The organism is Polaromonas sp., from assembly GCF_029945895.1.
GTDB lineage: Bacteria > Pseudomonadota > Gammaproteobacteria > Burkholderiales > Burkholderiaceae_C > Polaromonas.
In genome coordinates this window covers 1-4,860 of record NZ_JAQSDL010000022.1, presented here as the reverse complement: position 1 = coordinate 4,860, position 4,860 = coordinate 1, and the positions used below count along the sequence as shown (strand labels likewise).

The 4,860-nt window shown below is 64.1% G+C and carries 3 protein-coding genes and 1 pseudogene; 1 reads left to right on the top strand and 3 read right to left on the bottom strand.

Annotated elements, in window-relative coordinates; genetic code table 11:
• The 3 genes and pseudogenes from PSV33_RS02435 to PSV33_RS02425 all read right to left on the bottom strand — a co-directional run.
• Positions 1-623 (bottom strand): annotated as a pseudogene (locus PSV33_RS02435) (nitrate ABC transporter, permease protein); the annotation flags it as partial.
• 137 nt (positions 624-760) lie between these two features.
• Positions 761-2,014 (bottom strand): ABC transporter substrate-binding protein, encoded by a 1,254-nt coding sequence (locus PSV33_RS02430; RefSeq protein WP_300558191.1) that lies wholly within the window; start codon positions 2,012-2,014, stop codon positions 761-763.
• Between the two features lie 352 nt (positions 2,015-2,366).
• Positions 2,367-3,611: a nitrate regulatory protein gene (locus tag PSV33_RS02425; protein WP_300558189.1), complete on the bottom strand. Its 1,245-nt coding sequence runs from the start codon at positions 3,609-3,611 to the stop codon at positions 2,367-2,369.
• 109 nt (positions 3,612-3,720) lie between these two features.
• Between PSV33_RS02425 and tsaD the strand changes: the two genes are divergently transcribed.
• Positions 3,721-4,758, top strand: coding sequence for a tRNA (adenosine(37)-N6)-threonylcarbamoyltransferase complex transferase subunit TsaD (gene tsaD, locus PSV33_RS02420; RefSeq protein ID WP_300558187.1), 1,038 nt, complete (start codon positions 3,721-3,723; stop codon positions 4,756-4,758).
• The last annotated feature ends 102 nt before the right edge of the window (positions 4,759-4,860 follow it).

Sequence of the window (4,860 nt, the reverse complement as noted above, 5' to 3'; positions counted from 1 at the left end):
GTGTTGATGATCATGGGCCAGATCGAGCAGATGAAGATGGTCCAGATGGCGGCCGGATCGGCGCCCTTGAACACCAGCAGGCCGATCGGCAGCCAGGCCAGCGGCGAGACCGGGCGCAGCAGGCTGATCAGGGGGTTGAACATGCGGCTCAGGAAGGTGAAGCGGCCAATCATGAAACCCACCGGAATGCCCACCACCGCCGCCAGGCCGAAACCCATGGCCACACGCTTGAGCGAGGACAACACGTTCCAGCCCACGCCCTGGTCGTTCGGGCCCTTGCTGTAGAACGGGTCCCTGAAGATCTCGACGGCCTGGATGAAGGTGTCTTTCGGTGAGGGGATGCTGGCGCCGGTGCCCATGGACACCAGTTCCCAGACCAGCACCAGCAAACCCATGCCCAGCAGCGGCGGCAGGATGCCCAGCCAGAGCGGGGAGAAGTCTCGCGGTGGTTTGGCTGTGGCCGGGGCCATAGGGCTGGTTTTCATGTCATTTTGGGCTGTAGCCCTTGTGGGGTAGGCGCCAACAGCTATCAAAGGCATAGCGGACGGCGCGGGATGCGTGTCCCCGCTGCGGATTGCCGGGGCGGCAGCTTCGAGCGGGCTGTGGAAGACGGCACTGACCATGGGGATCTCCTGGGGGTAAGTTGATCAAGCCCGCTGCCTCAGCAGCGATCCCGTGAATCGGGGGTGTGTAGTTTCGGCCGCTGAAAGCGTTCTCCGGGGCGTCGATCCCCACTCCGTGGGGCCCCTCGCCGCGCCGTTCACGCTTTCACCTTGAAAGAGTCCGCGTATTTCTTCGGGTCCTTGCCGTCCCAGACCGTGCCATCCATCAGTTTGCTGGTCCGCATCACATCCTTGGGCACGCTGACCTTCATGGCGCCGGCAACTTCCTTGTAGAGATCGATCTGGTTGATCTGTTTGGCCGCTGCCAGGTAGTCCGGATGCTCCTTGATCAGGCCCCAGCGCTTGTGCTGCGTCAGGAACCACATGCCATCGGACAGGTAGGGGAAGTTGACCGCCCCGTCGTCGAAGAACTTCATGTGGTTGGGGTCGTCCCAGGTTTTGCCCATGCCGTTTTCGTAGCGGCCCAGGATGCGCTGGTTGATCGCATCCACGCTGGTGTTGATATAGGACTTTTCAGCCACGGTATCGGCCATCTTCATCTTGTTCTGCAAACTGGCATCGATCCATTTGCTGGCTTCCAGAATCGCCATCATCACGGCCCGGCAGGTGTTGGGGTTGGCTTTGACGAATTCGGCGCGTGTACCCAGCACCTTCTCCGGATGGTCCTTCCAGATGTCCTGCGTGGTGATGGCCGTGACGCCGATCTTGTCGATGATGGCGCGCTGGCCCCAGGGCTCGCCCACGCAGAAGCCGTCCATGTTGCCCACCCGCATGTTGGCCACCATCTGCGGCGGAGGCACCACGATGACCTTGGCATCGCTGACCGGGCTGATGCCGGAGGCGGCCAGCCAGTAGTTGAGCCACATGGTGTGGGTGCTGGTGGGAAAGGTGCCGGCAAAGGTGTATTCGCGCTTCTCTTTGGCCATGACCTTCGCAAGCGACGGGCCGTCAACCGCGCCTTTGTCGGCCAGTGCTTTTGACAGGGTGATGGCCTGGCCGTTGCGGTTCAGTCCCATCAGCACCGCCATGTCTTTTTTGGGTCCGCCGACGCCGACGTGAACGCCGTAGATGAGGCCGTAGAGCACGTGTGACATGTCGAGTTCGCCGTTGACCAGCTTGTCGCGCACGCCCGCCCAGCTGGCTTCCTTGCTGGGGATGATCTTGACGCCATATTTCTTGTCGAATCCGAGCACGGAGGCCATGACCACGCTGGCGCAGTCGGTCAGCGGAATGAAGCCGATCTTGACTTCCTTCTTCTCGGGCGCATCGGAGCCGGCCGCCCAGGCGCCGGGGTTACCAATGCCGAAGGTGGCGGCGCCTCCCAGTGCACCGGCTTTGCGGATGAAGTCGCGGCGGGTCGGCGTGCCTGGAGCGGGGGAAGTTGGTGTCATGTGGAACTCCTTGAGTGACAGAACAGAACAGAGGAACGGAAATCAAAAGCGGCAAACGAAAACGGCGTCCATTTCGGACCTGCGCAAGCAAGCTGGAAATGGACGCCGTTGTCCGGGGAAGTCGTTGCTGACCTTGAACGGACCGCCATTGGCCCGTTGATGCATCAACTTAAGCAGCAACCGTGCCAGCATGTTGCAGTGCAGCGCAAATGCCGCTTTGCGCCTGTGAAACCGGCTTGTTCGGGTGTTGGCGGGGAAGGGTTCGCGGCGGGCGGAGGGCGCGCCATCGTGGTGCGGCTGCGCACCGGCCTCGTACAAACGCAGTGCGTCCGCAGTGCGGGGGCGGGCGGGATCAGGGCGTGTCGGCGGCCAGGTAGTCGGCCATGGCCAGAACAGCCTCTGCCACGTCGGTCAGCCGGCGGTTCTGGTTCATGGCGGTTTGCCTGAGCATCTTGTAGGCGTCTTCCTCGCTGAGCTTGCGGTGCGCCATCAGGAGGCCCTTGGCGCGTTCGATGAGCTTTCTTTCGTTGAGGGAGGCACGGGCGGTCTCGAGTTCGTCGCTCATGGCTTGCAGCCGGCTGGCCTGTTCCTGGACCAGCTCAAGAATGGAGCGGTCCAGATGCGGCCCGTAGGACGTGGCTGTGGGACCAGCCGGGCCTGTTCCTGCGGGCAGGCAGCCGCCCTGCGCCGTGAGCGCGGCGAGAATCATCTGGTGGTCGCGCAGTTCGACGCGGGCCTGCACGATCTTCTGCTCGCACAGCTGCAGCAGCTCGGCCGCCAACTGATCCTCGACGCTTTTCATCGCGTCGATGCGGTGGGTGCAGCAGTCAAACCAGGTCTGGCTCAGGTTGGGGTCGAGGGCGCCGGCTGCCACCGAGCAGGCGATGCGGCGCAGGCGTTCGAGGTCTGCCAGCGTGGCGCTGGCCTGGCTGGTCTGCCAGAGTTCGCGCAGCGCCGGTGTCGAAAAATCGCTGAACACCTGTACGCAACGCTCCTGCGACTGGATCAGGTGCAGCCATTGCTGCTGCCGCTGGTTGTCGGTCTGACCCGAAGCAAAGGTGGCTGCGCCGAAAGCCCGCTCCTGGCCGGCAAACTCCTTGCCTTGCATGAAGTTGAACATGGCCACCAGCAGACGCGAGATCTCGGGGTTGGTGGCGCTGTCGGCGGCCTCAAACACCACCGCCAACAGGCCGGCAATCAGCCTGACAAAGGCCGCAGTGACCTCGGACGCGGCCACGGCCTGCGCGCGGATGCGGGTCCTCAGGTCGGGCAGGGCGTCGAGTTCATGCAGGACAAAGGCAATGCGGCTGAACAGCCGTGCGCCGTTGTTCAGGTGGCCGGCATCGGTGTCCAGGTGGTCGAAACTGGCCCGCAACTCGCTCTCGACCTGCTGGCAATCAAGCACCTGGCGGGGCAACTGCGCGGCGAACCGGGCGCCCTGCGAGCCCAGAAACACGTTGGAGATGCCGCGTTCCTTCTGCAAGGCATGGACCAGTCGGCCAATCACGTTGACCAGCGCGCTGGTGCGCGTGAGTTGCTCGAGGTCGTTGATTTCACAGCGCCTGGCGGCAATCAGAAAGCTCAATCCGGATTTCATCGTTTCAGTCAAAGGAGGAGGGTCGACATTGTCGAGCAACATTCATGCCTCGCACCGCTTCCGGCCCGGATCCGGGGCGGGCGGAACACGGCGCTTTACACTGGGCGCCATGCTTGTACTGGGAATTGAATCGAGTTGTGACGAAACCGGCGTGGCGCTTGTCGACGCCTCAGGCCAGGGCGTGCCAGCCTTGCTGGCGCACGCGTTGCACAGCCAGATCGACATGCACCAGGCCTATGGTGGCGTGGTGCCCGAACTGGCCAGCCGCGACCACATCCGGCGCGTGCTGCCGCTGATCAGCGAGGTGCTGGGCCGGGCGCAGCGTTCGCTGGCCGACGTGGACGTGGTGGCCTACACGCGGGGCCCCGGCCTGGCGGGCGCGCTGCTGGTGGGTGCCGGCGTGGCCTGCTCGCTGGCAGCGGCGCTGGGCAAGCCGGTGATGGGCGTGCATCATCTCGAGGGGCATTTGCTTTCGCCCTTCTTGAGCGCCGATCCGCCTGAATTTTCCTTTGTGGCGCTGCTGGTGTCGGGCGGCCACACCCAGCTGATGCGTGTGGACCGGGTGGGCAGCTACGAGCTGCTGGGCGAAACCATCGACGATGCCGCCGGCGAGGCTTTTGACAAGTCAGCCAAGTTGCTGGGTCTGCCTTACCCGGGTGGGCCGCACCTGGCGAAGCTGGCGCGGGGGGGTAACGCCCAGGCCTTCAAGTTGCCGCGGCCGCTGCTGCACAGCGGCGACCTTGATTTTTCTTTTTCCGGCCTGAAAACCGCAGTGCTGACGCAAGCCAAAAAACTCGGCGAGCCCATGGAGGAGCAGGCCCGAGCCGACCTGGCGGCCTCGACGCAGGCCGCCATTGTGGAGGTGCTGGTCAAGAAATCGTTGAAAGCGCTGGAGCACACCGGCCTGACCCGGCTGGTGGTGGCCGGCGGCGTGGGGGCCAATGCCTTGCTGCGTGAACAGCTCAATGCCGCCTGCGCGAAGAAGGGGATACGGGTGCATTACCCCGAAATGCATTTGTGCACCGACAACGGCGCCATGATCGCGCTGGCGGCCGGCATGCGGCTGCAGGCAGGGCTGGAAAGCCTGCAGCACGGCTACACCTTTGACGTGAAGCCGCGTTGGGGTCTGGCTGAAATCACTGCCTGACCCGGCTTGGCGGCGGGCCAGAGAGCTACACGCAGTGAGCGAGCGTGGGGGCCCTGTTTTTCCGCCGGGCCGCCCCAAGGAAAAATGCGCCCCCTCGGGGGG